The 24,969-nt window shown below is 67.9% G+C and carries 27 protein-coding genes and 1 tRNA gene; 12 read left to right on the top strand and 16 right to left on the bottom strand.

Annotation, left to right across the window (positions count from 1 at the left end):
* Positions 1–73: 73 nt before the first annotated feature.
* Genes AC3ANX_RS20125 through AC3ANX_RS20115 form a run of 3 tightly spaced genes read right to left on the bottom strand, consistent with a single transcriptional unit; the run spans position 74 to position 3,840 of the window.
* Entirely contained in the window at positions 74–1,831 is a 1,758-nt protein-coding gene (locus tag AC3ANX_RS20125) for a heparinase II/III family protein (RefSeq protein ID WP_488334984.1), read from the bottom strand.
* Positions 1,828–2,490, bottom strand: coding sequence for a ribulose-phosphate 3-epimerase (gene rpe, locus AC3ANX_RS20120; RefSeq protein ID WP_488334983.1), 663 nt, complete (start codon positions 2,488–2,490; stop codon positions 1,828–1,830). The genes AC3ANX_RS20125 and rpe overlap by 4 nt, the downstream gene beginning before the upstream one ends.
* 57 nt (positions 2,491–2,547) lie before the next feature.
* Positions 2,548–3,840, bottom strand: a complete 1,293-nt coding sequence (locus tag AC3ANX_RS20115) for an RsmB/NOP family class I SAM-dependent RNA methyltransferase (RefSeq protein ID WP_488334982.1) — start codon at positions 3,838–3,840, stop codon at positions 2,548–2,550.
* 62 nt (positions 3,841–3,902) lie between these two features.
* Between AC3ANX_RS20115 and AC3ANX_RS20110 the strand changes: the two genes are divergently transcribed.
* Positions 3,903–4,061, top strand: a complete 159-nt coding sequence (locus AC3ANX_RS20110) for a DUF1674 domain-containing protein (RefSeq protein ID WP_488334981.1) — start codon at positions 3,903–3,905, stop codon at positions 4,059–4,061.
* 5 nt (positions 4,062–4,066) lie between these two features.
* Here AC3ANX_RS20110 and AC3ANX_RS20105 read toward each other — a convergent pair whose 3' ends face one another.
* Both AC3ANX_RS20105 and AC3ANX_RS20100 read right to left on the bottom strand, forming a co-directional pair.
* Positions 4,067–4,477 (bottom strand): hypothetical protein, encoded by a 411-nt coding sequence (locus tag AC3ANX_RS20105; RefSeq protein ID WP_488334980.1) that lies wholly within the window; start codon positions 4,475–4,477, stop codon positions 4,067–4,069.
* Between the two features lie 57 nt (positions 4,478–4,534).
* Positions 4,535–4,765, bottom strand: a complete 231-nt coding sequence (locus AC3ANX_RS20100) for a hypothetical protein (RefSeq protein ID WP_488334979.1) — start codon at positions 4,763–4,765, stop codon at positions 4,535–4,537.
* A 126-nt stretch (positions 4,766–4,891) separates the two neighbouring features.
* On the opposite strand from AC3ANX_RS20100, the gene AC3ANX_RS20095 reads away from it, so the two are divergent.
* The gene (locus AC3ANX_RS20095) at positions 4,892–6,730 is read left to right on the top strand and encodes an ABCB family ABC transporter ATP-binding protein/permease (RefSeq protein WP_488334978.1); all 1,839 of its coding nucleotides are present in this window, start codon (positions 4,892–4,894) and stop codon (positions 6,728–6,730) included.
* Here the strand turns inward: AC3ANX_RS20095 and AC3ANX_RS20090 are convergent.
* The 3 genes from AC3ANX_RS20090 to AC3ANX_RS20080 all read right to left on the bottom strand — a co-directional run bounded on the left by AC3ANX_RS20090 (position 6,639) and on the right by AC3ANX_RS20080 (position 8,512).
* Complete coding sequence (locus AC3ANX_RS20090) at positions 6,639–7,577, bottom strand: sterol desaturase family protein (RefSeq protein ID WP_488334977.1); 939 nt, start codon at positions 7,575–7,577, stop codon at positions 6,639–6,641. The two genes, AC3ANX_RS20095 and AC3ANX_RS20090, sit on opposite strands and share 92 nt — an antisense overlap.
* Before the next feature lie 163 nt (positions 7,578–7,740).
* Complete coding sequence (locus AC3ANX_RS20085) at positions 7,741–8,010, bottom strand: GNAT family N-acetyltransferase (RefSeq protein ID WP_488334976.1); 270 nt, start codon at positions 8,008–8,010, stop codon at positions 7,741–7,743.
* 37 nt (positions 8,011–8,047) lie between these two features.
* Positions 8,048–8,512 carry a monooxygenase family protein gene (locus tag AC3ANX_RS20080; protein ID WP_488334975.1) on the bottom strand — a complete coding sequence of 155 codons (465 nt, stop codon included), beginning with the start codon at positions 8,510–8,512 and terminating at the stop codon, positions 8,048–8,050.
* Between the two features lie 56 nt (positions 8,513–8,568).
* On the opposite strand from AC3ANX_RS20080, the gene AC3ANX_RS20075 reads away from it, so the two are divergent.
* The 7 genes from AC3ANX_RS20075 to AC3ANX_RS20045 all read left to right on the top strand — a co-directional run bounded on the left by AC3ANX_RS20075 (position 8,569) and on the right by AC3ANX_RS20045 (position 12,811).
* A complete protein-coding gene (locus AC3ANX_RS20075; RefSeq protein WP_488334974.1) occupies positions 8,569–9,111 on the top strand; it encodes a TetR/AcrR family transcriptional regulator in 543 nt (180 codons plus the stop codon).
* A 47-nt stretch (positions 9,112–9,158) separates the two neighbouring features.
* Complete coding sequence (locus AC3ANX_RS20070; protein WP_488334973.1) at positions 9,159–9,389, top strand: antitoxin MazE-like protein; 231 nt, start codon at positions 9,159–9,161, stop codon at positions 9,387–9,389.
* A gap of 1 nt (position 9,390) precedes the next feature.
* The gene (locus AC3ANX_RS20065) at positions 9,391–9,735 is read left to right on the top strand and encodes a type II toxin-antitoxin system PemK/MazF family toxin (RefSeq protein ID WP_488334972.1); all 345 of its coding nucleotides are present in this window, start codon (positions 9,391–9,393) and stop codon (positions 9,733–9,735) included.
* Positions 9,732–11,492: a DNA helicase RecQ gene (gene recQ / locus AC3ANX_RS20060; RefSeq protein ID WP_488334971.1), complete on the top strand. Its 1,761-nt coding sequence runs from the start codon at positions 9,732–9,734 to the stop codon at positions 11,490–11,492. Before AC3ANX_RS20065 ends, recQ begins: the two co-directional genes overlap by 4 nt.
* A gap of 14 nt (positions 11,493–11,506) precedes the next feature.
* Complete coding sequence (locus AC3ANX_RS20055) at positions 11,507–11,935, top strand: protein tyrosine phosphatase family protein (protein ID WP_488334970.1); 429 nt, start codon at positions 11,507–11,509, stop codon at positions 11,933–11,935.
* Positions 11,935–12,375 carry a hypothetical protein gene (locus AC3ANX_RS20050; protein WP_488334969.1) on the top strand — a complete coding sequence of 147 codons (441 nt, stop codon included), beginning with the start codon at positions 11,935–11,937 and terminating at the stop codon, positions 12,373–12,375. Before AC3ANX_RS20055 ends, AC3ANX_RS20050 begins: the two co-directional genes overlap by 1 nt.
* A 112-nt stretch (positions 12,376–12,487) precedes the next feature.
* The gene (locus tag AC3ANX_RS20045) at positions 12,488–12,811 is read left to right on the top strand and encodes a GIY-YIG nuclease family protein (RefSeq protein WP_488334968.1); all 324 of its coding nucleotides are present in this window, start codon (positions 12,488–12,490) and stop codon (positions 12,809–12,811) included.
* An 82-nt stretch (positions 12,812–12,893) separates the two neighbouring features.
* Here AC3ANX_RS20045 and AC3ANX_RS20040 read toward each other — a convergent pair whose 3' ends face one another.
* Positions 12,894–13,892: a ligase-associated DNA damage response exonuclease gene (locus AC3ANX_RS20040; protein WP_488334967.1), complete on the bottom strand. Its 999-nt coding sequence runs from the start codon at positions 13,890–13,892 to the stop codon at positions 12,894–12,896.
* 131 nt (positions 13,893–14,023) lie between these two features.
* Here AC3ANX_RS20040 and AC3ANX_RS20035 point away from each other — a divergent pair, with 131 nt between their 5' ends.
* On the top strand, positions 14,024–16,357 hold the full coding sequence (locus AC3ANX_RS20035; protein ID WP_488334966.1) for a ligase-associated DNA damage response DEXH box helicase: 2,334 nt from the start codon (positions 14,024–14,026) through the stop codon (positions 16,355–16,357).
* A gap of 30 nt (positions 16,358–16,387) precedes the next feature.
* Positions 16,388–17,374 (top strand): aspartyl protease family protein, encoded by a 987-nt coding sequence (locus AC3ANX_RS20030; protein ID WP_488334965.1) that lies wholly within the window; start codon positions 16,388–16,390, stop codon positions 17,372–17,374.
* Positions 17,375–17,397: 23 nt separating this feature from the next.
* On the opposite strand, the gene AC3ANX_RS20025 is transcribed toward AC3ANX_RS20030, so the two are convergent.
* From AC3ANX_RS20025 to folK, 3 genes are all read right to left on the bottom strand, one after another.
* Positions 17,398–19,518, bottom strand: coding sequence for a TonB-dependent receptor (locus AC3ANX_RS20025; protein ID WP_488334964.1), 2,121 nt, complete (start codon positions 19,516–19,518; stop codon positions 17,398–17,400).
* Between the two features lie 139 nt (positions 19,519–19,657).
* Positions 19,658–19,733, bottom strand: a tRNA-Lys gene (locus tag AC3ANX_RS20020).
* Between the two features lie 16 nt (positions 19,734–19,749).
* Positions 19,750–20,241, bottom strand: a complete 492-nt coding sequence (folK, locus tag AC3ANX_RS20015) for a 2-amino-4-hydroxy-6-hydroxymethyldihydropteridine diphosphokinase (RefSeq protein ID WP_488334963.1) — start codon at positions 20,239–20,241, stop codon at positions 19,750–19,752.
* Between the two features lie 25 nt (positions 20,242–20,266).
* Between folK and AC3ANX_RS20010 the strand changes: the two genes are divergently transcribed.
* Positions 20,267–20,956 (top strand): uracil-DNA glycosylase, encoded by a 690-nt coding sequence (locus AC3ANX_RS20010; protein WP_488337017.1) that lies wholly within the window; start codon positions 20,267–20,269, stop codon positions 20,954–20,956.
* A 284-nt stretch (positions 20,957–21,240) separates the two neighbouring features.
* On the opposite strand, the gene aguB is transcribed toward AC3ANX_RS20010, so the two are convergent.
* From aguB to AC3ANX_RS19990, 4 genes are all read right to left on the bottom strand, one after another.
* On the bottom strand, positions 21,241–22,089 hold the full coding sequence (gene aguB / locus AC3ANX_RS20005) for an N-carbamoylputrescine amidase (RefSeq protein ID WP_488334962.1): 849 nt from the start codon (positions 22,087–22,089) through the stop codon (positions 21,241–21,243).
* A gap of 101 nt (positions 22,090–22,190) precedes the next feature.
* Positions 22,191–23,252, bottom strand: coding sequence for a GTP cyclohydrolase II (gene ribA, locus AC3ANX_RS20000; protein ID WP_488334961.1), 1,062 nt, complete (start codon positions 23,250–23,252; stop codon positions 22,191–22,193).
* Positions 23,249–24,064, bottom strand: a complete 816-nt coding sequence (locus AC3ANX_RS19995) for an exodeoxyribonuclease III (protein ID WP_488334960.1) — start codon at positions 24,062–24,064, stop codon at positions 23,249–23,251. Before AC3ANX_RS19995 ends, ribA begins: the two co-directional genes overlap by 4 nt.
* Before the next feature lie 261 nt (positions 24,065–24,325).
* The gene (locus tag AC3ANX_RS19990) at positions 24,326–24,934 is read right to left on the bottom strand and encodes a LolA family protein (RefSeq protein ID WP_488334959.1); all 609 of its coding nucleotides are present in this window, start codon (positions 24,932–24,934) and stop codon (positions 24,326–24,328) included.
* Positions 24,935–24,969: the final 35 nt, after the last annotated feature.

Genomic DNA, 24,969 nt, shown 5'->3' with positions numbered 1-24,969 from the left:
GTGCTTCGATACGGGCTCTCGATACGGCTTCGCCTACTCGATCCCTACTCGGCACGAACGGAGTGGCGCGAAATCACCCCGCCCGTTTCAGCACCCAGCCGACATTCGCGCCGCCCGCCGGCGTTTCGCCCGTGATAACGAGCTGGAAGGTCGATTGCGGCCGCCCGTCGCCGTCGATCCACAGGCTCGGCTCGACCGCCAGCGCGCCGCCCTTGCAGCGGAACTGCCACAAAGCACCGCCGGGCAGCCGCAGCAGCGCCGCCATGCCGTCGGCGGTCGGCGACACCTCCACCCCCGCGCCGAGGTGGAAGCGGATGACGAAGCCGGTCGCGGCGATCCGCCCGCGCTTCTTCGCGGGCAGCAGCATGTCGTCGCCGCGCAGCTCGCGCCCGTCGCCGGTGAGGATGAGCTGGCGGCGGTGGAGGAAGCCAAAGCGCCGGGCGTAGCCGTCGTGGCTCGCCTCGACCCGGCTGGCGTTCTCGCTCTCCTGCCGCGCGAGTTCGACCTCGCCGACCCCGCGTCCCAGCGTGCCGTCGGGGTGGACGGCGGTCGAGTTGCTGTCGCCCATCGCCAGCGTCGAGTGTGCGGCGGTGGTGCGCAGCCCTTCCGCCAGCGCGACCGGCACCTGCGCGACCCCGGCGCGCGCACCGCCGCAATTGACGACGATGCGGTGTGGCCCGTCGGAAAACTCGAACGCCAGCGTGGACGCGCAGCCGCCCTTCACCATCCGCGCGACCGGCGGCGGGGCGGCATCGAACACCAGCACGGCCTGCGCGGCGGCAAGCCGCTGATAGCCCCATTCGCGCGCCTGCCGCAGCGGCCGCGTGCGCACGCCGGTCGCCGCGACGATCTCGGCGACACGGTCCCCCGACACCGGCCCGCCACCCTGCCAGCTCGACAGTCCGCCGTCACCCAGACACACGCCGAGCAGCGCAGGTACGAGCCGCGCGAGCGTCTCGGCGACCAGTTCGGGCGGCTCGATCCGGCGCGCCTCATAGACTTCGCGCAACTGCGTGAGCAACATTAGGACGTCGAGCTGCGCGGCCGGGCTGCGCGACACCACGCCGCCATCCTCGAACACCGAAACGGAGAGTGCGCGCGCCAGCGCCGCCTCGCTGGCCAGCCGACGCGGATCGCCACCGGGCAACAGCATGCCGCCCGCCACCACGCCGCACAGCGTCGCCACCCGCGCCGCGCCGGGCGCGACCTTCTCCGCACCGCGATCGAGATGCCGCGTGCCGCGTGCGAAGGTGTTGAGCACCTTGCTGCGATAGACCAGATCGGTCGAGGACAGGATCAGCGGCGCGTGCGCCGACCACGCCAGAATGCGCCGCGCGCACAGATCGGGGCGCCATGCCGGCTCGCTGATGGTATCCGCGTGCGCGGCGAGCCATTGCCGCATGATCGCCTCGGCGACGGGCACGCCCTGCACGCGCGTCGCCACGGTGGACAGGTCGCGCAGCCAGCCGGCGCCGTGCAGATAGTCGGCGAAGTCGGCGGAGAAATCAGGCTTGGCGAGGTTGAGCGACTCGATCGTGCGGGTTTCGCCACGAAACATCACCGAACCGCCGAGCAGCGCGCGCCCGCGCTTCACATCGCCAAGGAACGGATCGTCGGGCACCGCCAGCAGCTTGAGCGGATGCCGGCCCTTCAGCCGCATGCCGTGCAGCGGCGTGCGCCACGTCAGCCGATGGAATTGCTCGCTCACGCGTTCGGCGAGCGAGAGGCCCTTGTCACCGCCGGCGCGGACCAGCCACTTGCCGCCCTCGACCGGCTCGAGGCGTTCGAGATCGAAGGTGTCGTCCACCTCAAGGCGAGGTGCGTCGCTCACGCGCCCCGCAGCGCCCGGATGTTGTCGGCATAATGCTCCGGCCCGCCCCGAAAGGTGGCAGTGCCCGCGACCAGAGCGTCCGCACCCGCCGCGATCGCGTCGCGCGCGGTCTCGACGTCGATGCCACCGTCGACCTCGAGATCGACGCGGTAGCCGCCCTTGTCGATCATCGACCGCACCGCCGCGATCTTGCGCAGCGCGCTCGGGATGAAGCTCTGCCCGCCGAAGCCGGGGTTCACGCTCATGATGAGCACGAGATCGACCGAGTCGATGAGATATTCGAGCGCCTTGGCCGGCGTCTGCGGGGTCAGCACCACGCCCGCGCGCTTGCCGAGCTTGCGGATGTGCTGGAGGCTGCGGTGGGTGTGCGGCCCGGCCTCGATATGGATGCTGATCGTATCCGCCCCCGCCTCGGCGAACGCGTCCAGATAGGCATCGACCGGCTGGATCATCAGGTGGACGTCGAACGGCTTGGTCGTGTGCGGGCGCAGCGCCTTCACCACTTGCGGGCCGATCGTGATGTTGGGGACGAAATGCCCATCCATCACGTCGACGTGGATCCAGTCCGCCCCCGCCGCGTCGATCGCGCGGACCTCCTCGCCCAGCTTGGCGAAGTCGGCGGAGAGGATCGAGGGCGCGATGCGGACGGGATATGCCATGCCGGAATCTGTAGGCATGGCCGCGACCACCCGCAAGCTACGTATCAACCGCGATGGTTAAGCGCGGCGTAACCGCGCGATGAAGAAGCCGTCGTTGCCGCCGGGCGAAACCTGCCCCGGCAACAGCCGCACCCAGCCGCGTTCGTGCGGGGCGACGCCGGCGGGGAGTTCGTCGGCATGCACCGGATCGAGGGTGAAGTCATCCCGTTCGGCAAGGAACGCCTCGATGCGTGCTTCGCCTTCCTCGCGCTCCAGCGAGCAGGTGGCATAAACGAGCGTACCGCCCGGCTTGACCCAGCCCGACGCGCGCGCGAGCAGCTTGGCCTGCGTGGCGGCCATCTGCGCGATCACCGAGGGGCGGGTGCGGTACAGCACGTCGGGGTGGCGGCGGAAGATGCCGGTTGCGCTGCACGGTGCGTCGAGCAGCACCGCGTCGGCGCTTTCCTGCGGGCTCCAGTGCAGCACGTCGCCGGTGATGACGCGCGCCTTGGTATCGGTGCGTTCGATGTTGGCGCGCAGCCGGGTGAGGCGCGCTTCGGACGCGTCGACCGCGATTACCGACCAGCCGGCGGCGGCGAGCTGCATCGTCTTGCCGCCGGGCGCGGCGCACAGATCGAGCGCGGTGCCCGTGCCCCCCTCGCTTTTAGGCCCGATCAGGCGCGCGGGCAGCGAGGCGGCGATGTCCTGCACCCACCACGCGCCTTCCTCGAAGCCGGGCAGTTCGGGGACATGCGCCGATTCGAGCCGGACATGCCCGGGCAGCAGCGAGGTGCCGCCGAGTCGCTCGGTCCATTCCGCGGTCGCGGCGGGATCGGCGAGCGTCAGGTCGAGCGGCGGCGGTGCTGCGATCGCGTTCTCCGCCGCCTCGATCATGTCGTCGCCCCAGGCGGCGTGCCAGCGGATCGCTACGGGATCGGGCAGCGCGGGGATCTCGGGCAGCGTATCGCCCCGGCGGGAGAGCGCACCGAATACGCCGTGGACGAGCTTTTTCGGCCCGCCGTCGACCAGCGGCAGCACCGTCGCGATCGCGGCGTGCGCGGGCGTGCCGAGGGACAGCACCTGCACCAAAGCGATGCGCAGCACGAAGCGCGCCTTGGCATCCTCGGGCAGCGCGCGCGGCGTCGCCGAATCGATCAGCGCGTCGAGATCGGGCAGGCGGCGCAGCACCTCCGCCGCAATCGCGTGGGCGAGCGCACGATCGTCGGCGCGCTCGATCCCGGCGGTGGCGCGGCCGAGCGCAGCCTCAAGCGGCAGGCCCTGCCGCAGCACCGCATCGAGCAATTTTAGCGCGGCACGGCGCGCGGGGACGCCGGGCGGATCGGCGGGTCTGGTGGAGCGTTGGTCGGACACGGGGCTTGAACTCTCATGCTGCGCGCGCGATCTCGTGAGACCCCGCATCAAAGGAACCTTCCATGAGCCGCCGACCGCCGCATGTGAAGCCACCCGCCTATCTTTCGCCCAACGTGCCCGTGCCCGCGCCCGAGCCGAAGCGCGAAACCAAGGATCCGCTCAACCTCGATCCGACCCGCTATGGCGACTGGACGCTCAAAGGCATCGCGGTCGATTTCTGAAGGCGTCAGCCGAGCAGCGCCTCGCCCGCATAGGGCTTGCGGTGCGCACGGAAGGCGAGCGCACCGCCAGTCACCGGCAGCAGCACCGCGCAAAGCTGCATCCACAGCGGATGCGGCAGCGTCGCCACGGTCACGATGGCGGCGACGATCACCACCGCGACCACAACCCAGCCGACGATGTAGCGATCGCACACGCGCAGCCCCAGCCACGCACCGCCGAACGCGCCGAGCAGCCAGCCGATCACGACCAGCAGCTTGGCGGGCACGGGCATGTCGTTGACGACATCCGCCAAAGTGGCGGCATCGGCGGACTCGAGCGCGGGAAGCGGATAGAGCGACGTTTCGACCCACTCCACCCCGGCGACGATCGCCAGTGCGGCGACCACGCCAAACAGGATTCCGAGGACGGTGCGCATTGGATCTCCGCCGGGGCTGCGGCGGGGAGGCTATAGCGTTTCGGTGCGGCGCGGCAATCAGCCGTGCGCGCGGGTGCCACGGTTTTGCGCAAGCCGTTCGCCATGCGCCTGACAGGCGGCGGAGACGACCGGGTAGTCCAGGTCGCTGTTGCGCGCGAGCACCGCCGGCATCGCTGCCTGGCATTGTTCGATGGAATGATATTGCACACTCTCGATACGCGCCTGCGCGCACTGTGCGCTGGCATCGCCGCAACCCATGATCGCCATGACGTAGAAGAGCGGTTCCATAGCGTTTCCGTCTCTGTCTGAAGGTTCGGACTCAACTGTCCGGTGTCATTGGTAAAATCCATGGACCGGCCGAGTTGTTCCATGAACGCTTTGGATTCGGCTTGACTATGCCTACATCCGCTGTCGATGCCCCCCGAAACCTTCACCTCCGATACGCGCGAACGCCCGCTGCTGCCGACGCTCCGGCGTTTCCTGCCCTATCTGTGGCCCGCCGACGCGCCGATGCTGCGGCTGCGGATCGTCGCGGCGATGCTGCTCGTCCTCGCTTCCAAGCTGGTGCAGGTGTATGGCGCGCCGTTCGCGCTCCAAGGCGCGATCGACGGCATGGCCGGGCACCGCCCCGCGCCGGACCTGACGCAGCTCGTCGGGCTGATGGTGATCGGCTATGCCGCCGCGCGCTTCGGCTCGGTGGTGTTCGACAACCTGCGCAACGCGGTGTTCGAACGCGTCGGGCAGGATGCGACGCGGCGGCTGGCGGCGACGGTGTTCCGCCATCTCCACCAACTCTCGCTGCGCTTCCACCTCGAACGCCGCACCGGCGCGGTGACCAAGGTGGTCGAGCGCGGCACCAAGAGCATCGACACGATGCTCTACTTCCTCTTGTTCAACATCGCGCCGACCGTGCTCGAACTCGCGCTGGTGCTCGGCATCTTCTGGACCAAGTTCGGCGTGTGGCTGGTGGTCGGCACGGTGGTGATGGTGGGCGCGTACATCTGGTTCACGCGAGTCGTCACCGACTGGCGCTCGTCGCTGCGCACGCGGATGAACGATCTCGATACCGGCGCGGTCGCACATGCGGTCGATTCGCTGCTCAACTTTGAGACGGTCAAATATTTCGGCGCGGAGGAGCGCGAGGCCAAGCGCTACGACCGGGCGATGACGCTCTATGCAAATGCGGCGGTATCGTCGGAGAACTCGCTGGCGTGGCTCAACATCGGGCAGGCGGCGATCACCAACATGATGATGGCGGGCGGCATGCTGCTCGTCGTGATCGGCTGGAGCCAGGGGCGCTTCACCGCCGGCAACGTGGTGCTGGTGTCGACCCTGCTCAGCCAGTTGTTCCGCCCGCTCGATCTGCTCGGCATGGTGTATCGCACGATCCGGCAGGGCGTGCTCGACATGGGGGCGATGTTCGATCTGGTCGATACGCCCTCCGAAGTGACCGACGCGCCGGGCGCGCCGGCGCTCAGCGTTGCGCGCGGACATGTGCGGTTCGAAGGCGTGCGCTTCGGCTACGACGCCGGGCAGCCGATCCTCAAGGGCATCGACCTCGACATCCCGGCGGGCGCGACGCTCGCGGTGGTGGGGCCGTCGGGCGCGGGCAAGTCGACGCTCGCGCGGCTGATGTACCGTTTCTACGATCTCACCGGCGGGCGCATCACCATCGACGGGCAGGACATTTCGGCAGTCACGCAGCCGTCGCTACGCGCCGCGATCGGCATCGTGCCGCAGGATACCGTGCTGTTCAACGACACGATCGGTTACAACATCGCCTACGGTCGCGAGGGCGCGGGCGAGCCTGAGATCGAGGCGGCGGCGCGGGGTGCGGCGATCGCCGGCTTCATCGAGCGCCAGCCGCAGGGCTACCAAACCCGCGTCGGCGAGCGTGGGCTGAAGCTGTCGGGCGGCGAGAAGCAGCGCGTCGCGATCGCGCGGACGTTGCTCAAGAACCCGCCGATCCTGATCCTCGACGAAGCGACCAGCGCGCTCGACAGCCGCACCGAGGGCGAGATCCTCGATACGTTGCAGGCGATCGAGCAGGGCCGCACCACCATCGTCATCGCGCACCGCCTCTCCACGGTAGTCCACGCCGACGAGATCGTCGTGCTGGAAGCGGGCGAGGTTAAGGAGCGCGGCACGCATGCCGAACTGCTCAGGCAGAACGGGCTGTATGCGGAGATGTGGAACCGACAGGCGCAGGAACGCGCCGACGCGGACGAAAACGGAGCGCTGGCAGCCGAATAAGTGCCAGCGCTCCGGCGAAGGGCGTGACGATCTGCGCGCGCCAGCCATGCGGGTGCGCGACTTCGTCGCCAACTCCGAAGGCGAGCCGTTCCCGCTTCGCAGCGGGCATGTGCAGCGTACCGAACAGCCGGTCGAAGATCGCGAGCGTATTGCCGAGATTGGTGTCGAAATGTTTCGGATCGGCGGAATGATGGATTTGGTGATGCGCCGAGCCGAGCAGCCAGCGCCCCCAACGCGGTCCAAAGGTGATCCACAGATGCGAATGCTGAATGTTGGTGAACACGACCGAGACGAACAACGCGAGAATACTGGTTCCGCCGATCAGAATCGGTTTCGTGTCCGGGCCGAGCAATCGTGCCGCGAGCGCGGTGCTCATTCCCATCACCGCTGCGATGATGTTGGCGAACACGATCGTATCGACCGGATGAACGCGGAAGTTGGTGAGCAGCGACAGGCTGTCGGCGGCGTGATGGACGCGGTGAAATTGCCACAGCAACGGCACTTTGTGGCTGAGCCAGTGATCGAACCAGTAGGCGAATTCATAAGCGACGAACAGGCCGACCGTCACGACCACCGCGCCGAGCGGCATCGGCAACAGCGGCGCGGCTGGCGCTCCCAGCAGGTCGGTGAGCAGCCTGCCGGCCGTCGCAGCGATCTGAGCCGTTGAAAACACGGCTCCGCCGATCACCAGTCCGGAGAAAAAGAGGCTGAACAGCAGATAGCCGATGTCAGTCCGACCCGAAGCGCTTGTGGCGAGGCGATCGGGAAAGAGCGCCCGCCGCCACACCTTGAATGCCGGCATGTGCCGACGCCCGCGCGGCACCGCCAGGAACGCGGCGAGCAGCAATGTCAGGATGAGGTTGCCGAAGCACAGCGGCGATCCGACCGCGAGGAACGTGCCGCCGAGTTGGTTGATCCAGAAATGCCACACGCGCAGCGCGGCGGTTGCGACCATCCCGTCCATGTCGCGAGTCTAGCCATGGCCGGTTGAAGACGCCGTTAACGCGGCTTCAGACCAGATCGCGATATTCGGGATGCCGCTCGATATAGGCGGCGACGAACGGGCATTGCGGCACCACCTTCAGCCCGCGGTCGCGCGCGGAATCGAGCCCGGCCTTGATGAGCTTCGACGCGACACCGCGCCCCTCGATCTGCTTGGGGACGACGGTGTGGGTGAACACGATCGTGTCGCCCTCCATCTGATAGGCGGCGACGGCGCGGTGACCGTCGACGACGAGTTCGAACTCATATTCGGCGCGATTATCGGTGACGTCAGGCATGCCATGCGCTGTCGCACAAAAGCCGCGCGCCTGAAAGTCAGGCCGCGCGCCCCGCCTCGATCCGCGCGCGTGCCGACAGGAACGGCCCGCGCGGGTCGCGCGCTGGGGCGAAGTGGCCGAAGCCGACCGGGGCGGGCATGTCGACATAGACGCCCTCCATGCCGCCGCTCATCCGGTACGCCTCGTGCCAGAAGCCGGCGCCGCCGCTGTCGCGCAGGAAGTCGCGCCACCAGGTCGCGTGCGGCTCGCTGCGGGTGAAGCGTTCGAGGCTCTCGTAATCGCGCCAATATTGCCGCATGCCAACATGGGTGAGCGAGAAGAAATAGTGTTCGTGGAGCAGCAGACCGTCGGGCCGATCGCGCTGGATGGCGCCGAGCCCGCGCCCGATCCGCAGCATCGCCAGCACCCCGCGCCAGCGCCGGATGCGAAAGCCCAGCATCACCACCATCAGATCGGGCGTGGCGGAAAGATCGACCGACTCGCGTTTGACCGGTTTTTGCATGGCACATCTCCAATGTGTATGCCGTAAACATAAACGAACAAGTGTACGATGTAAACATGGTTGAGAACTATCATCATGGTGCGCTGCGTGAGGCGCTCGTCACCGCGGCACTTGGCCTGCTCGATGCGGGCGGCAGTGCGCCGAGTCTTCGCGAAGTTGCGCGTGCGGCGGGCGTGTCGGCGATGGCGCCTTACCGCCATTTCGCCGATCGGGGTGCGCTGCTCGGCGCGGTGGCGGATCGCGGCTTTGCAACCTTGCGCGAGGCGCTGCTCGCCGCCGACGCGGCCGAAACCCCGCGTGCCGCGCTGATCGCGCAGGGGCGCGCGTACGTCGATTTCGCGCTCGCCCGCCCAGCGCTGTTCCGGCTGATGTTCTCGGGCGAGAAGACCGGCGGCATGCCGGAGGGCGAGACCGCCTACACCGTGCTCGCCCGCCGTGTTGCGGGGATCGCGCCCGCGCGTGCCGAGGTCGCCACGCTCGCCGCCTGGGGAATGGTCCACGGCCTCGCCACGCTGTTGCTCGATACGCGCATCGGCGCGCTGCCGCCGGCTGCGGTCGACGCCGCGCTCGACCTGCTGGTTGATGGGATCGAATCATAGGGGGCGTAGCGCTTGTACGCCCGGCGCGTTACGCGTAACGTAACGCAATGAACGTCCAGCGCCCCCTCACAGGTGCCGAGCGCGCCCGGCGCTGGCGCGCGGCGATGCGCGCCAAGGGCCTGCGCCCCAAGGTGTTCTGGGTGCCCGATACCTCCAGCCCGGAGTTCATCGCCCGCGCCAAGCGTGACACCGAGGCGTTGAAGCAATGGTATCGCGAGCATGAGGACGAGTTTCTCGACGTGACCTCGATCCAATATTGGCCGGACGAAAACGACTGACATGACGATCGAACCGCAGCGCGGCGATGTCGTCATCGCCGCGACGGGTAGTGGCTTCGGTGGCAAGCCGCGCCCGTTCGTCGTGATCCAGTCGGATGCCTATCCGACCTCGACCATCATCCTCGCCGGGTGCAGCACGATGCTCGACAGCGAGCCGATGTTGCGTCCGCTGCTGGAACCAAGCCCGGCCAACGGCCTCTCGCAGCCCTGCCGCGTCATGATCGATATTCTGGTGACGAGCCCGCGCGCGAAGATCAGCCATGTCGCCGGCCGCTTGAGCCCGGCGCAAATCGAAGAGGTCGATGGCGCGCTGCTGGTTGTGCTAGGGCTGGCCGCATCACGATGATCGATCCGCTTCCCATCCTCGAACAGACCTTCGGCTTCCGCGGCTTTCGCGGCGTGCAGGAGTCGGTGGTCAGCCGGGTGCTGGCCGCCGAGAACACGCTGGCGGTGATGCCGACGGGCGCGGGCAAGTCGTTGTGCTACCAGCTTCCCGCCGTCGCGCTGGAGGGCACCTGCATCGTCGTCTCGCCGCTGATCGCGCTGATGCACGACCAGTTGCGCGCCGCCACCGCGATCGGCATCCGCGCCGCCACGCTCACCTCGGTCGATACCGATCAGATGGAGACGATCGCGCGTTTCCGGCGTGGTGAGCTCGACCTGCTGTACGTCGCGCCCGAGCGAGCCTCGAACGAGTCGTTCCGCAACCTGCTCGGCCAGTCGAAGCTTGCCCTGTTCGCGATCGACGAGGCGCATTGCGTTTCGGAATGGGGGCATGATTTCCGCCCCGATTACCGGCTGTTGCGCACGATGCTCGATGCGTTTCCGGACGTGCCGCGTCTCGCGCTGACCGCGACCGCCGACGCGCATACCCGCGCCGACATCCTCGAACAGCTCGGCATCCCGCACGACGGCATGATCGTGGCGGGGTTCGACCGGCCCAACATCCAGTACCGGATCAGCCCCAAGGACAATATAACCCGTCAGATCGCCGATATCGTCGCCGAGAATCCGGGGCCGGGCATCGTCTATGCGCAGACCCGCAAAGGCGTCGAGCAACTCGCCGAGCGGCTGGCCGCGACCGGGCGGAAAGTGCGGCCCTATCACGCCGGGCTAGATCCGGCGGTGCGCGCGCGCAACCAGGCGGCGTTCGTCGCGTCGGAGGATATGGTGATCGTCGCCACGGTCGCGTTCGGCATGGGCATCGACAAGCCCGACGTGCGCTTCGTCGCGCATGCCGGCCTGCCCAAGTCGATCGAGGGCTATTATCAGGAAACCGGCCGTGCGGGCCGCGACGGCGATCCGTCGATCGCGCATCTGTTCTGGGGCGCGGAGGATTTCGTACGTGCGCGCCAGCGCATCGCCGAGGTCGAGCCGCATCGTCAGCCCGGCGAGCGCGCGCGGCTGACCGCGCTCGGCGCGCTGGTCGAGACGCCGACCTGCCGCCGCCAGATCCTGCTGCGCCATTTCGGCGACCCCGCGCCCGACAATTGTGGCAACTGCGACAATTGCCTGAGCCCGCCGGGTGCGATCGATGCGACGGAGGTGGCGAGGAAATTCCTCTCCGCGGTGTTTCGCACGGGCCAGAGCTTTGGTGTCGGCTATATCGAGAGCATCCTGACCGGCCAGTCGACCGAACGCAGCCTGATGAACGGGCACGAGGCGCTCGGTGTGTTCGGCATCGCCTCCTCGCCGGAAGAAGCCGCGCTCATCAAGCCGGTCAGCCGCGCGCTGCTGCTGCGCGATGCGCTGCGCACCAACGATTTCGGCGGGCTCGAGTTCGGCCCCGAAGCGCGCGGTATCCTCAAGGGTGAGACGGCGGTGTCGCTGCTCGTCCCGCCCAAGCGCGAGCGCCGTCGCGGTCGTGGTGGCGCGGCGGAGAACCCGGCGGGCGATCCGCTGTTCGAGGCGCTGCGCACCAAGCGGCGCGAGCTTGCGGCGGCGGCGAGCGTGCCGCCTTATGTCATCTTCCACGATTCGGTGCTGCGCGAGATGGCGACGCTCAAACCCACCAGCCGCGCCGCGCTCGCCCACATCACCGGCGTCGGGGCGCGCAAGCTCGAGACCTATGGCGACGCCTTTTTGGAGGTGTTACGCGGATGAACGAGAGGACTGCCATGCTACGCAAAATCGATGATTCGGTCTCGGTCTCGCCCCAGATCACCCCCGATGAGGTCGCGGAGATCGCCGCCGCCGGCTTTGTCGCGATCGTCAACAACCGCCCGGACGGAGAGGATGCCGGCCAGCCCGAAGGTGCGGCCGTCCGCGCGGCGGCGGAGGCGGCGGGGCTGTCCTATACCGAGATCCCGGTGACGCAGGCCGGCTTCTCGCACCCGCAAATCGACGCGATGGTTGAGGCGCTCGACAGCGCGGGCGGGCCGGTGCTGGCCTATTGCCGCTCGGGCACGCGGTCGTGCAACCTGTGGGCGCTCGCGCAGGCCAAGCAGGGGCGCGACCCCGACGTGCTGATCGCGAAAGGACGCGAGGCGGGCTACGACCTGAACGGCCTGCGCCCGCTGCTCGAGGCGCTGTCCGGCCGCGCCTGATGGAGCTGCCGCTCGATCTGCGCTGGTATCAGCTTGCGCTGGCGGTGCTGGCGCTGGTCGCGCTCGGCCTGCTCGCGCGCAAGCTGCGGCGCGATGAGAGCAAGATCACCAGCGACGACAAGGCGCGCGAGCTCGCCGAGGAGCGGCTCGCCGGCTTCATCGCCCGCGCCGCGCTGCTGAGCGGCGACGCGAGCGCGGCGATCGTCGCGGGCAACGGCACAATCGCGGTGCTGCGCCGCGTCGGCGTACGCGTCGAGGCACGCCGCCTGCTCGCCCCGCTCGCGCTCAGCGCCTCGATCGAGGGCGTGCGGATCGACACGGGCGAAAGCGTGCTCGGCCAGGTGACGCTGTTCGGCGTGTTGGAAAGCGACGTGCGCCGCATCGAGGGGATCGCCCAGGCGGGGAACGTGGTGGATATCCGGCAGTTCCGGGCGTCTTGAGCGGGGGCCGGAGGCTGATAGTCTAATGGCGGGGGCGGTGGAAAGCGACCGCCTGACGTCCTTCGTCACCCCGGTCTTGTGCCGGGGTCCACCATTCGGCAAGCCATGTCGCATGACGATCGAGCGAACGCCATGCGTCTATATTCTCGCCAGCAAGTATAATGGCGCTATCTATGTGGGTGTCACCTCGAACCTGCACAGTCGCATTGCCCAACATCGCGACGCCGTAATGGGTGGTCACACCGCGCGCTACGGCATCGATCGGCTGGTATATTATGAGGTCGCCGACACTATGGACGCCGCGATCGCACGAGAGAAACAGTTGAAGCGATACAGGCGCGAATGGAAACGTAATCTGATCGAGCGCGAGAACCCGGCTTGGAATGATCTCGCGGTGGGTTTGGGATTCGAGCCGATAACACGTCCGCTAGTCTGATCGTGGACCCCGGCACGAGGCCGGGGTGACGAATGTTCTTCAAGACCGCAATCGAAGCGAAGTCGGGTGCGTTCAACACGCCTCAATCATCCTCATCCTCATAGCCATGCAGCGCGAGCGCCTTGGCGCGAATCTGGTGGGTTGCGCACCAATGGACCAGCGCTTCCTCGCGGCCGTGCGTGACCCACACCTCCTGCGGGGCGAGTTCGCGCAGCGTGTCGGTCAGTTCGTCCCAGTCGGCGTGATCGGACAGGATCAACGGCAGTTCGACGCCGCGCTGCACCGCGCGCTGGCGCACGCGCATCCAGCCCGACGCCATCGCGGTGATCGGATCGGGCAGGCGGCGCGACCAGCGGTCTCCCAGCGCCGAGGGCGGGGCCATCACGATATGCCCGGCCAGCTCGGCCTTGCTCGCACCCGCCACCGGGCGCAGCTCGCCGAGGTCCACGCCGTGCGCGACATAGAGGTCGCACAGCCGCTGCAACGCGCCGTGCAGGTAGATCGGATCGTCATGCCCGCGCACGCGCAGCTCGGCGATGACGCGCTGCGCCTTGCCGAGCGCATAGGCGCCGACCAGCACGCACCGTTCGGGATTGGCGCGCAAGGCGGCGGTCAGCTTGTCGATCTCGTCGCCGGTTTCGGGATGGCGGAACACGGGCAGGCCGAAGGTCGCCTCGGTGATGAACACGTCGCACTTGGTCGGCTCGAAGGGCGCGCAGGTCGGATCGGCGCGGCGCTTGTAATCGCCCGAGACGATGATGCGCTCGCCCCGGAACTCGAGCACGATCTGCGCCGAGCCGAGCACATGCCCCGCCGGCACGAAGCGCGCGGTCACGTCGCCGAACCGCACCGTCTCGCCGTAAGGAACCGGATGCGCGTTCTGCTCGCCGTAGCGCGCATCCATGATCGCGAGCGTCTCGGGCGTCGCCCACACGGCGCCGTGGCCGCCGCGTGCGTGATCGGCATGGCCGTGCGTGACGAGCGCGCGCTCGACCGGCTGCGACGGATCGACCCACACGCCGGCAGGGTGCACGAAAATGCCGTGCGGTTGCGGATCGATCCAGTCGCCGAGCTTTGCCATCGTCCCTATATGGGTGGGATGCGGCTTGGTTCCCACTGTCTTGCGATGTCACCCGCGCGGTGACTCTTCCTGCTCCTCTCGAGCAATGGTTCGCGCAGCGCGGCTGGGCGCCACGGCGGCATCAGCTCGAGATGCTCGACGTCGGGCGCGCGGGGCGGCACGGGCTGCTCGTCGCGACCACCGGTGCGGGCAAGACGCTCGCCGGTTTCCTCCCCAGCCTCGTCGATCTGATCGAGCGCCCGAGCGAGGGGCTCCACACGCTCTACGTCTCGCCGTTGAAGGCGCTGGCGACCGACGTGCAGCGCAACCTGCTCACCCCTATCGAGGAGATGGGGCTCGACATCGGCGTCGAGACGCGCACCGGCGACACCTCGTCCGATCGCAAGGCGCGCCAGCGTGTGCGGCCGCCGCAGATCCTGCTGACCACGCCCGAATCGCTCAGCCTGCTGCTGTCCTATCCCGACAGTTTCACGATGTTCGCCAGCCTGCGCACGATCGTGGTGGACGAGGTGCATGCCTTCGCCACCGGCAAGCGCGGCGATCTGCTGTCCTTGTGCATGGCGCGGTTGCAGGCGATCGCGCCGGGGCTGCGCCGGGTCGCATTGTCGGCGACGGTGGCGGACGCCGATGGCTACCGCGCGTGGCTCGCGCCCGATGGCGACATAGATCAGGTCTCGCTGGTGCAGGGCGAGCCCGGCGCGGCGCCCAACATCGCGATCGTGCTGCCGGAGGGGAAAGTGCCGTGGGCGGGCCATTCCGGGCGCTACGCCGCCGCGCAGGTGATGGCGGAGATCGCCGCGCACCGCACCACCATCGTGTTCTGCAACACGCGCAGCCTCGCCGAGCTGATCTTTCAGGATCTGTGGAAGGTCAACGCCGACAGCCTGCCGATCGGCGTCCACCACGGCTCGCTCAGCCTCGAGGCGCGGCGCAAGGTCGAAGGGGCGATGGCGGACGGCAAGCTGCGCGCGCTGGTCGCCACCTCCAGCCTCGATCTCGGCGTCGACTGGGGTGATGTCGATTGCGTGATCCAGATGGGCGCGCCCAAGGGATCGTCGCGGCTGTTGCAACGCATCGGCCGCTCCAACCACCGGCTCGACGAATCGTCGGAGGCGCTGATCGTGCCGGGCAACCGTTTCGAATATCTCGAAGGCCGTGCCGCGCTCGATGCGGTCGAGGCGGGCGAGCTCGACCCCGATATCTTTCGACCCGGCGCGCTCGACGTGCTCGCCCAACACGCCATGGCCTGCGCGTGCGCGGCACCGTTCGCGGAAAGCACGATGCTCGACGAATTGCGCTCGGCACTGCCCTATTCGGCGCTCACCGATGAGACGTTCGCGCAGGTGCTCGGCTTCATTCGAGACGGCGGCTATGCGCTGAAGGCTTACGACAAGTTCAAGCGGCTGACGCAGGGGCCGGACGGGCTGTGGCGGGTGAGCCATCCGCAGTTCGTGACCCAGCACCGCCTCAACGCGGGCATTATCGTCGAGGCAACGATGCTGACGGTGCGGTTCAAGAACGGGCGCAGCCTCGGCAAGGTCGAGGAGGGGTTCGCCGCCACGCTGTCGCCCGGCGACACCTTCTTCTTCGCCGGGCTCAGCCTCGAGGTGATCGGCGCCAGCACCGAGGATCTGCTGGTGCGCGCCACCGCACGGCCGGCGCGCATCCCGACCTACGGCGGCGCGCGCATGCCGATCTCGACCAACCTCGCCGACCGGGTACGCGGCTTCCTCGCCGAGCCCGCTGCCTGGGCGCGCTTCCCCGACGATGTGCGCGAATGGCTGGAGGTGCAGGAGAAGCGCTCGGTACTGCCGCGACCGGGGCAGTTGCTGGTCGAGACGTTCCCGCGCGAGAATCGCCATTACATGGTCGCCTACAGCTTCGAGGGGTGGAACGCGCACCAGTCGCTCGGCATGCTCATCACCCGGCGCATGGAGACTTTGGGGCTGAAGCCGCTGGGCTTCGTCGCCAGCGACTATGCGATCGCGTGCCATGCGCTCGAACCGATCATCGATCCGCGTGCGCTGTTTTCGGCCGATATCCTCGAAGACGAGTTCGTCGAATGGGTCGAGGGCTCGTCGCTGCTCAAGCGTGCGTTCCGCGAGGTGGCGGTGATCGGCGGGCTGGTCGAGCGGCAGCACCCCGGCAAGCGCAAGACCGGCAAGCAGGTGACGTTCTCGACAGATCTGATCTACGACGTGCTGCGCAAGTACGAGCCCGGCCACCTGCTGCTGCGCGCCGCATGGGACGATGCACGCGCGCGGATGACCGACGTGGGGCGGCTCGGCGCTTTGCTCGACCGTGCGGCGGCGACGATGCTGCATGTCGACCTGCCGCGCGTTTCGCCGCTGGCGGTGCCGGTGCTGACCTTGATCGGGCGCGAGCGTGTCTCGCAAAGCGGCGCGGACGATGCGCTGCTGATCGAGGCTGAGGCGCTGGCGGGCGAGGCGATGCGGCTCGACTGACGCGCGGACGGATGTGGGTAAGCGTGCTGCTTGCCGAAGGACCGGAACGGGCGCATCATCGCGCGCATGAACCCGGCCCTGCTCTGTGCCGCTTCGCTTCTCGCGCTCTCCGCCCAGACCGCCGCGCCGCCCCCGACTGAGCCGCCCGAGCCCGCGCCCGACAGCATCGCGATCGGCATCGACGCGAACCGGATGACGGTGCCGGTCGAGATCGCCGAGGCCGGGCCGTTCCCTTTCGTGATCGACACCGGCGCGGAACGCACCGTCATCTCGCGCGAACTCGCCGCCACGCTCGGTCTCGCCGCCGGGCCGAGCGTGCGCGTGACGGCGATGGCGAACGTCGCGGAGGTGGCGACGGTGGTGATCCCGCGCCTGCGTGTCGGCGCGGGCGGGAGGCTGAGCGGCAGCCGGATCGAGGCGCCGGCGTTCGCGGGCGTCAACCTCGGCGCGGCGGGGATGCTCGGCATCGACACGTTGCAGGGGCATAAGGTGACGATCGACTTCGACCGACGCGCGATGGGGGTGGTTCCTTCCGTCAAACACCGCCGCGAACCGCCCGCCGAGCCGGGCGAGGTGATCGTGCGCGCGCGCGATATGTTCGGGCAGCTCGTCGTGACCGATGCGTATATCGGCACGCGGCGCGTGCGCGTGGTGATCGACACCGGATCGGACGTGACGATGGGCAATCCCGCGCTTCGCCAAGTGCTTTCGCGGCGCAAGCTCGGTTTCGAACAGATCGCGTTGCGCGCGGTGACGGGGGTGTGGCTCAACGCCGATTATACGCGGATCGGCGCGGTGCGGATCGGCAGCACCACGATCGACAATCTGCCGGTCGCCTTCGCCGATGCGCCGCCGTTCGCGCGCTTCGGGCTCGCCGACAAGCCTGCGCTGATGCTCGGCATGGACGCGCTGCGGCTGTTCCGCCGCGTGACGATCGACTTTCCCAATCGCGAGCTGCGCCTGCTGCTGCCGCGCGATGTGCGCGTGGTCCCGGCGGTGGCACTGGGGCGGGCGTAATCGCCCTCCACACCGTTCGGTACTTAGATGCTCTTGCTGATCCCGAAGAAGAAGCCGCGCCGCTGGCCGTACTGCGGCGCGCCGACGCCGACGCCGGATCCGTCGCGGATCTCGTACACATGGTCGAACAGGTTGAACATGTCGGCGCGCACCTCCACGCCGGGGCCGGTGAACTTGTGGCTCGCGCTGATGTTGAACACCGCATAGCCGGGCAGCTTGCCGCCGTTGGGCACATCGCCGTCGCGGCGCAGGCCCGAACCGTAGATCATGCTCGCCGCCAGCTTGCTGTCGTGCAGGACGCCGCGATCGAACCGGTAGGATGCGCCGGCCGACCCGGTCCAGGTCTGGTCGTGGTCGAGGTAGATATACTGGCGTGAAATCGTCGCGAGGTCGGCGGGGTCGAAGTTGAACTGGCCCGAGCTGATGTCGGTGCCCTTGGCCTTGGCGTGGGCGATGTTGCCGTACACCAGCCAGCCGTGGTGCGTGTAGCTGACGTTGCCCTCGATCCCGTCGATCCGCCCGCGCCGGTAGTTGAACGGCGTCAGGATGATCGGCGCGCCGAACTGCCCCTCGTCGAGCAGGTTGCGCGAGCGGCGGTGATAGCCGTCGAGCCCGATCGTGAACGGCCCGACCTTCTGTTCGGCGCCGATGTCGAAATAATCCTGTCGCTCGGCGAACGGCACGTCGCCCTGCGTGCCCGGCGCCTGTGCGCTGGTGCCGACGAACTTGGCGATGGTCGTGGTGGCGACGTTGGCGAACGGTGCGGGCGAGAAATAGCGCGCATAGCCGCCGTGGATCGTGAACCCGCCCGGCGGCGACCATACCGCGTTGACGCGCGGGCTGAACTGCTGCTCGCTGCGGTAGCCGTCGTAATGGTCGAAGCGGCCGCCGAAGTTGATCGTGATGTGCTGGATCGGCTGCCATTCGTCCTGGAGATAGACGCTGTAGGTCATCTCGGTCGCCGAGCCGTTGTCGATCACCGAGATCGGCTGGCCGGTCTGCGCGCCGTCGCCGTCGACCGGGAACACCTGCGTGGTGGTGCGGCTGGTGCCGTGGTCGCGCGTGACGACGAAGCCGCCGCGCAGCGTGTGCGCGCCGTTCACGCGGTACACGCCCTCAAGCTGGACGCCGGTGGTGAAGTCCTGCTTCTTCGCCGCCTGGGCGATGCCGTTGAACAGCAATTCCCCGAGCACGTCCGGCGTATATTGCAGCGACGAATAGCGCGCGAACAGCGAGCCTTGCAGCGTCACCGGCCCGGCATCATGGAGCAGGCTGAGGATGCCGAACGCGGTCTTCTCGTGCTGGCGCTCGTCGAGATTGTCGCTGAGGAAATCGGTGACGCCACCCACAGAATAGCCGGCATCGGGATGCAGCCCGCGCGGATTGGGAATCTCGAAACGCTGATCCGAATAGCCGCCGATCAGCGAGACGCGGTTGCCGTCGTCGATCGTGTAATCGAGATAGACGAAGCCCTGATACTGGTTGGTGGTGTCGTGCAAGGCATCGGTGCTGCCATCGACCGATTCGATGCCGAGGTCGTTGTGGCGATAGCTGCCGGTGACGAAGTAATTGGTGCTGCCGGTCTTGCCGCCATATTCGATGCTCGGCTCGATCGTGCCGCGACTGCCGCCGTACAGCGACACCTCGCCGCCATTCTCGAACCCGCTCTTGGTGGTGATGTCGATGATGCCGGCGGTGCGCAGGCCATATTGCGCGGGCAAAGCGCCCGTGCGCAGATCGAAACGATCGACGAGGCGCGGGGAGAGCGTCTGGCCGAACACGGCGATGCCTTCGGGCAGGATCGTGCCGTTGATGCGATATTGCAGATTGGCGTGATCGTCGCGGACGTGGAGCTGGCCCGCGCCGTCCTGCGACACGCCGGGAAGCTGGAGCAGGATCTGGTTGAGCTGCTGGTTGTCGCCGCCGGGCAGCGCCTGGATCGTCGCGTTCGAGATCGAATAGGTCGTCGCGCCAAGACTCGGCTGGATCGAGGCGCGCGCCGCGTCGAGCCGGCCGGTGACGACGATATCTTTCGGCGTCGTCGCGGCGGGAGCCGCTGGTTGCTGGTCGGCGGGTGCGTCCTCGGCAAAGGCGGGGGCGGCAAGCAGCGCGGCACCGCACAGCAGCAGGGTACGAAGGGGCATGTGCAGGGAGGCTCCGGCTGACGCTATACGATACGATGTAAAGTCACAGACTCGCCAAGCCTCCCGGGCACGACATCCGTGTCCTTACGCCGATGCCGGTTCGTTCCTTGCGGAATGCTGAACCGGCGGGCGGGGTCGGTGGTGGGCTCGCCGGGATTCGAACCCGGGACCTACAGATTAAAAGTCCGTTGCTCTACCGACTGAGCTACGAGCCCGACCGAAGGACGCCCGTTAGGGGCGGTTCGCGCCCCGGTCAACCGCGCGTGCCAGCGCGGCGAGCTGGCGGACGCTACGCCCGCTGTGCGGATCGCGCCAGTCGGGGGCGATACGGAGCAGCGGATCGAGCACGAAGCGGCGGTTCCGAAAGGCAGCGTGGGGGATGACGAGGTGGCGCTCGCGCCAGCGCCCGCCGCTCCACAGGATGATGTCGAGATCGATCACCCGCGCGCCCCAGCGCTGCCCGCGCCGTCGCCCGAACGCGCGCTCGATCCGCTTCAGTGCGGCGAGCAGCGCGGGCGGATCGAGATCGCTCTCCAGCACCGCCGCGCTGTTGGCGAAGCGCCGCGACGACGGCCCGAGCGGCGCGGTGGCGATGATCGGCGCGACCGCACGCACCCGGCCAAGCGTGGCGAGCGCCGCGGCGGCCGCGCGCACCTCCGCGTCCGGCGACCCGTGGCGACCGCGGCGATTCGAGCCCAAGGCGATGGCGTAGCTTGTCGGCATGGCGCCACCCGCCTACGCGAGCGCGATGCTCACCCCAAGCCCCGTCCCCGCCGCTTCGCCCCCGATCGCCGCGCTGCCCGAAACCGAACCGCCGCACGATTGCCCGCTGTGCCCGCGCCTCGTGGTGGTACGCGAGGCATTACGCGCCGAATATCCCGGCTGGTGGAACGCGCCGGTGCCCGCCTTCGGCGATGCGGCGGCGTGGCTCGGCATCATCGGCCTCGCGCCCGGCAAGCACGGCGCGAATCGCACCGGGCGGCCGTTCACCGGCGATTATGCGGGCGACCTGCTGTTCGCGACGCTCACCAAGTTCGGCTTCGCCACCGGCACCTTCGAGGGCAAGCCCGACGATTCGCTGCGGCTCGACGGCGCGATCATCCTCAACGCGGTCAAATGCCTGCCGCCCGACAACAAGCCTACCCCCGAGGAGATCCGCACCTGCCGCACTTTCCTCGACCGACAGGTCGCGGCGCTGCCCAACGCGCGCGTGTTCGTCGCACTCGGGCAGATCGCGCATCAGTCGGCGGTGAAGATGCTCGGCGGGCGGCTGCCCAAGGCGCGATTCGCCCATGGCGCGGAGCACCGCATGCCCGACGGGCGCATCCTGATCGATAGCTATCATTGCTCGCGCTACAACCAGAATACCGGCGTGCTGACGGCGGAGATGTTCGAGGCGGTGTTCGCGCGGGCGGTGGCGCTTCAGGGCGCGAGCTGACCCACGAACGCGGGGGAGAGCACCCTGCTCGATCCCCCGCGCTATCGTATCGCCGATGCCGGTCTTTCCGGCGGCAGCCCTCCCAGGTCGTTCTTATGATTTGAGCGGCGTTACGACGTAGAAACGCGTAGCCGAACGCCGCGCAAAAAAAAAGGCCGGTACGAGACCGGCCGTGAAAGTTTTAGGAGAGGATGCCTGAAAGGCACACTCTTTGTGCATCGCAGCACGTTTGCTCGCAAGTGCAAAAAATGCATCCATACTTGCGCAATCGGAATTAAGCCGGATCAGATGTCCTGCACCAGCCGCCCGTACAGTTCTGGCCGGCGATCGCGGAAGAAGCCGAACGCGGCGCGGTGGCGCTTCACGCGGTCGAGGTCGAGCGTCGCGGTCAGCACGCCGGTCTCGCCCGCGCCGAACTCGGCGAGCATGTCGCCGCGCTCGTCGCAGATGAAGCTGTGCCCGTAAAAGGTCTGGCCGTGCTCGCTGCCGATCCGGTTGGAGGCCACCACCGGCACCACGTTCGAGACGGCATGGCCGACCATCGCGCGCCGCCACAGCCGCGAGGTATCGAGATCGGCGTCATGCGGCTCGCTGCCGATCGCAGTCGGGTAGAACAGCACTTCCGCGCCCATCAGCATCATCGCGCGCGCCGTTTCGGGATACCATTGGTCCCAGCATACGCCGACGCCGAGCGTCGCTTCAGGGCCGGGCCACACTTTGAAGCCGGTGTTGCCGGGGCGGAAGTAGAACTTCTCCTCATAGCCGGGGCCGTCGGGAATGTGGCTCTTGCGATAGACGCCCATCACCTTGCCATCGGGGCCGATCATCGCGAGCGAATTGTAATGGTGCGGGCCGTCCGCCTCGAAAAAGCTGGTCGGGATATAGACGTTCAGCTCGGCGGCGAGCTTCTGCATCGCCAGCACCGATTTGTGCTCGGCGGTCGGCCTAGCGGTGGCGAAAAGTCCCTCGTCCTCGACCCGGCAGAAATACTCGCCCTCGAACAGTTCGGGCGGCAGGATCACTTGCGCACCCTTGCCCGCCGCCTCGCGGACGAGTTCGGAGACGTGTGCGATATTGCTGTCGATATCGGCGGTGAAGGCGAGTTGCAGCGCGGCGACGGTGATTTCGGTCATGGCGGTCCCTTAGCGACGTCGCGGCGGATTCGCATCCCCTCGCGGCAGGCGGTGCGGAGATGGTAACGCCGGCCAGCCCTGAAAAGGTGGCAAGCGCAGCGTCAGAACTGGTGGCCGGTGCGGTCGCGCTTGGTGGCGAGATAGCGTTCGTTATGTGCGTTCGCCGGCAGGATGTGCGGCACGCGCTCGGCGACGGTGATCCCGGCGGCTTCGAGCTGTGCGACCTTTTCGGGATTGTTGGTGAGCAGCCGCACCCGATCCTGCCCCAGCAGGCTGAGCATCCGCGCCGCCACCGCGAAATTCCGCGAATCGACCGCGAAGCCGAGCCGGGTGTTGGCGTCGACCGTGTCGAACCCCTGATCCTGAAGCGCATAAGCGCGCAGTTTGTTGATGAGGCCGATGCCGCGCCCCTCCTGCCGCAGATACAGCAGGATGCCCCAGCCGCTCGCCTGGATCGCGGCGATCGCCGCATCGAGTTGCGGCCCGCAATCGCATTTGAGGCTGCCGAGCACGTCACCGGTCAGGCATTCGCTGTGCAGGCGTACCAGCGGCGGGGTGCCGTCGGGCGTGCCGATCACCAGCGCGACGTGCTCGCTAGGCATCTCGGGAGTGCGGAACGCATAGATTTCAGCCTGTTCGGCGCCCGCGACCGGCAGCCGCGCATGGGTGGCGACGGTGAGGCGCGCGGCGTCCTCATGCGCGGCGATGTCGGCGGGGGTGATCGTCAGCGCGGCCGAGCCGTCCGCCAGAGCGAAGAACGCCGGCAGCACCCCGCCGATGCGCGCGAGTGTGAGCGCTGCGCTCGCCGCCTCGCCTTGCGCGAGCGGGATCGCGCGGAACGGCCCCATCAGCGGGTTTTGCAGATCATATTGCGGATCCGCGAGCGCGGTCGCGACCGCGAAATCGAGCCACGGCGCACGCTCGACCAGCACCGGCGCGTCGGGCGCGGCAGCCTCACGCTGGTTGGCGAGCTTCAGCGTGGCGGCGCGCCCGGCGCTGAGCAGCACCGGCGCGTCTCCACCGGGATCGAACGCCGCGAGCCGGGCGGGATCGGCAGTCTCGATCGGCAGCAGCGCGAGCACGCCGTCGCCCCCGCGGATCGCGATCGGCCAGCCGCGCCGCAGCGCGTCGATCGCCATCGCGGTCGCCTGTGGATCACTCATGCGGCGAACTCGGTCATGATCGGCACATGATCGGAGGGTTTGAGCCAGCTCCGACAATCCTCGAACACGGTATGCGACACCGCCTTCGCAGCAACGTCGGCGGTCGCCCACATATGATCGAGCCGACGCCCGCGATCGTTGACGGTGAAATCGGGCGAGCGATAGCTCCACCAGGTATGCAGCCGCGCCGGCGCAGGGTGGAAATGCCGCCCGAGATCGACCCACGAGTTCGACGCCTTGAGCCGGTCGAGCGCGTCGACCTCTACGGGCGTGTGGCTGACCGTGTTCAGCAATTGTTTGTGCCCCCACACATCCGACGGCAGCGGCGCGATGTTGAAATCGCCGACCAGCAAAGTCGGCGCGGTGAGGCTCCGCGACCACGCCGTCATCCGTTCGACGAAATCGAGCTTCTGGCCGAACTTGGCGTTCACCTCGCGATCGGGCACGTCGCCGCCCGCCGGCACATAGACGTTCTCGATCCGCATGCCGTTCTCCAGCCGCACGCCGATGTGCCGCGCCTCGCGATTGGCCTGCCAGTCGAGCCGGTCGTCCTCGACCAGCGGCACGCGGCTGATGATCGCGACGCCGTGGTGCATGCGCTGGCCGTGGAGCATGATGTGCCTGTAGCCGAGCGCCTTGAACGGGGCGGCCGGGAAGTCGCCGTCGATCACCTTGGTTTCCTGAAGGCACAGCACGTCGGGTGCGGCTTCGCGAAGGAAGCGTTCGACGATCTCGATGCGGAACCGCACCGAGTTGATATTCCACGAGACGATCTTCAGCGTGTTTGCGGCGGGGGAAGTCATTGCCGGCATGTAGCTATCGGCGCAGCGCTGCGCCAGCACGGACGCGCACACGAAAAGGCCCTCGCTCCGGGGGCATGGAGCGAGGGCCGACCGGCGTTCGTCACGCAGGCGGGGAGCGGAGCCTCAAGCAACAGGGGGAAATCTCAAGGTCTCCGCAACCGCAAAGCCCGTTTAGGCTCGCGAACCTGTCGCCACTATGAACGGATCTGAACAAAACGCGTGACATCGCGGTTATTGTGTTTCCGTGAGGAAACATACCGGTTCACGATCTCATCCCTTGGGCGATTTCGACCGCGGATCGACCCAGCGGAACATCCCATCACTGACCGATGTGTTGAAGCGCTGGTTCGACAGCCGGATGGTGGTGCGGTTGGCCTGCGAATCGAGTGCGACCCAACCCTCCAGCCGCAGCCCTGCCGGCGCGGCGGCATCGCGCGCGAAGACCATGTTGATTCGCCCGAACTCGGGATGCCTGGAATCGCTGGCATCGATCGAGACGATGCGTGGATCGGCGGTTTCGACGACGTGCGCGACCCCGGCGATGTCCTTGTCGGGATTGAGCAGCACGCCAAGCGGCGTGGACCCGATCGGCCAGCGCTGCACCTGCCGAACCGAATAATCGATGAAGGTCAGCGCCTTGCCATCGCCGACGATCAGGATCGGCACGCCCTTCTCATACTGGAAGCGGATCTTGCCGGGCTTCTTGAGCGTCAGCGTGCCCGTCACCACCTTGCCACCGCGGTCGGTCTGGGTGAAGTCGGCGGTCATCGTCTGAACGCTGCGTAAGTGCTGCTGGACGAGCGCGAGGTCGCCGCTGACGGGGGCGGCAGCAACGAGGGCGGGCGCGGCGAGCAGCGCCCAGACCGGCGATCGGATCATGCAAGAACTCCTGAAATCTTCGCGGCCACGCCTAA

Source organism: Sphingomonas sp. BRN-1R, from assembly GCF_057748035.1.
Note: the sequence above shows the minus strand (reverse complement) of the source record. Positions and strands in the feature narration are given on the sequence as shown.

What these genes read in the sequence shown, in the direction of transcription:
- rpe (WP_488334983.1), bottom strand. Translation starts at nt 2,490, where the DNA reads ATGGCATATCCCGTCCGCATCGCGCCCTCGATCCTCTCCGCCGACTTC.
- AC3ANX_RS20110 (WP_488334981.1), top strand. Translation starts at nt 3,903, where the DNA reads ATGAGCCGCCGACCGCCGCATGTGAAGCCACCCGCCTATCTTTCGCCC.
- AC3ANX_RS20105 (WP_488334980.1), bottom strand. Translation starts at nt 4,477, where the DNA reads ATGCGCACCGTCCTCGGAATCCTGTTTGGCGTGGTCGCCGCACTGGCG.
- AC3ANX_RS20100 (WP_488334979.1), bottom strand. Translation starts at nt 4,765, where the DNA reads ATGGAACCGCTCTTCTACGTCATGGCGATCATGGGTTGCGGCGATGCC.
- AC3ANX_RS20095 (WP_488334978.1), top strand. Translation starts at nt 4,892, where the DNA reads ATGCCCCCCGAAACCTTCACCTCCGATACGCGCGAACGCCCGCTGCTG.
- AC3ANX_RS20085 (WP_488334976.1), bottom strand. Translation starts at nt 8,010, where the DNA reads ATGCCTGACGTCACCGATAATCGCGCCGAATATGAGTTCGAACTCGTC.
- AC3ANX_RS20080 (WP_488334975.1), bottom strand. Translation starts at nt 8,512, where the DNA reads ATGCAAAAACCGGTCAAACGCGAGTCGGTCGATCTTTCCGCCACGCCC.
- AC3ANX_RS20075 (WP_488334974.1), top strand. Translation starts at nt 8,569, where the DNA reads ATGGTTGAGAACTATCATCATGGTGCGCTGCGTGAGGCGCTCGTCACC.
- AC3ANX_RS20070 (WP_488334973.1), top strand. Translation starts at nt 9,159, where the DNA reads ATGAACGTCCAGCGCCCCCTCACAGGTGCCGAGCGCGCCCGGCGCTGG.
- AC3ANX_RS20065 (WP_488334972.1), top strand. Translation starts at nt 9,391, where the DNA reads ATGACGATCGAACCGCAGCGCGGCGATGTCGTCATCGCCGCGACGGGT.
- recQ (WP_488334971.1), top strand. Translation starts at nt 9,732, where the DNA reads ATGATCGATCCGCTTCCCATCCTCGAACAGACCTTCGGCTTCCGCGGC.
- AC3ANX_RS20055 (WP_488334970.1), top strand. Translation starts at nt 11,507, where the DNA reads ATGCTACGCAAAATCGATGATTCGGTCTCGGTCTCGCCCCAGATCACC.
- AC3ANX_RS20050 (WP_488334969.1), top strand. Translation starts at nt 11,935, where the DNA reads ATGGAGCTGCCGCTCGATCTGCGCTGGTATCAGCTTGCGCTGGCGGTG.
- AC3ANX_RS20045 (WP_488334968.1), top strand. Translation starts at nt 12,488, where the DNA reads ATGACGATCGAGCGAACGCCATGCGTCTATATTCTCGCCAGCAAGTAT.
- AC3ANX_RS20040 (WP_488334967.1), bottom strand. Translation starts at nt 13,892, where the DNA reads ATGGCAAAGCTCGGCGACTGGATCGATCCGCAACCGCACGGCATTTTC.
- AC3ANX_RS20035 (WP_488334966.1), top strand. Translation starts at nt 14,024, where the DNA reads ATGCTCGACGTCGGGCGCGCGGGGCGGCACGGGCTGCTCGTCGCGACC.
- AC3ANX_RS20025 (WP_488334964.1), bottom strand. Translation starts at nt 19,518, where the DNA reads ATGCCCCTTCGTACCCTGCTGCTGTGCGGTGCCGCGCTGCTTGCCGCC.
- folK (WP_488334963.1), bottom strand. Translation starts at nt 20,241, where the DNA reads ATGCCGACAAGCTACGCCATCGCCTTGGGCTCGAATCGCCGCGGTCGC.
- AC3ANX_RS20010 (WP_488337017.1), top strand. Translation starts at nt 20,267, where the DNA reads ATGCTCACCCCAAGCCCCGTCCCCGCCGCTTCGCCCCCGATCGCCGCG.
- aguB (WP_488334962.1), bottom strand. Translation starts at nt 22,089, where the DNA reads ATGACCGAAATCACCGTCGCCGCGCTGCAACTCGCCTTCACCGCCGAT.
- ribA (WP_488334961.1), bottom strand. Translation starts at nt 23,252, where the DNA reads ATGAGTGATCCACAGGCGACCGCGATGGCGATCGACGCGCTGCGGCGC.
- AC3ANX_RS19995 (WP_488334960.1), bottom strand. Translation starts at nt 24,064, where the DNA reads ATGCCGGCAATGACTTCCCCCGCCGCAAACACGCTGAAGATCGTCTCG.
- AC3ANX_RS19990 (WP_488334959.1), bottom strand. Translation starts at nt 24,934, where the DNA reads ATGATCCGATCGCCGGTCTGGGCGCTGCTCGCCGCGCCCGCCCTCGTT.